Below are 458 nucleotides of genomic sequence, written 5' to 3' on the forward strand. Positions count from 1 at the left end.
TCGAGTTCGGTGGGGCCGCCGTCTTCCCAGTGCCGGACGTGATGGGCATGTAGGCCGCGGGTGGCCCCACACCCGGGGACGACGCAGCAGCGATCGCGGTGCTCCAATGCCCGGCGCAGGCGTCGACTGATGGTCCGTGTCGTACGGCCCACGCCTATCGGCTGGCCATGGCGTTCTAACCACACCTCGCATGTTGCATCGCAGAGCAGGTATTGGCGCTCCTCATCGGTCAGCAGGGGACCCAGATGCAGTGAGGCGACTGGCTTGTCGGCATTCACATGCACGATGACGTTGGTGTGCTGCCCGTGCGGGCGGCGGGCCACGTCGGAGTCCCAGCCGGCCTCGACCAGGCTCATGAACGCGTCGACATTGTTCGGCAAAGGCGGGGCCTGAACCGAGGTCGCCTCACCGGTGTCCTCGTCGATGTCGTGGTCGTGTTTCCAGTCGGCGACCAGCGC

General features: G+C 66.6%; 1 protein-coding gene. It reads right to left on the reverse strand.

Features of this window, described 5'->3' with window-relative positions; all coding sequences use genetic code 11:
* The coding region (locus RNB18_RS51835; protein WP_311721036.1) for an HNH endonuclease signature motif containing protein at positions 1–458 on the reverse strand (458 nt) is incomplete at both ends.

The sequence above is a fragment of the Streptomyces doebereineriae genome, assembly GCF_031845645.1.
Lineage (GTDB): Bacteria > Actinomycetota > Actinomycetes > Streptomycetales > Streptomycetaceae > Streptomyces > Streptomyces canus.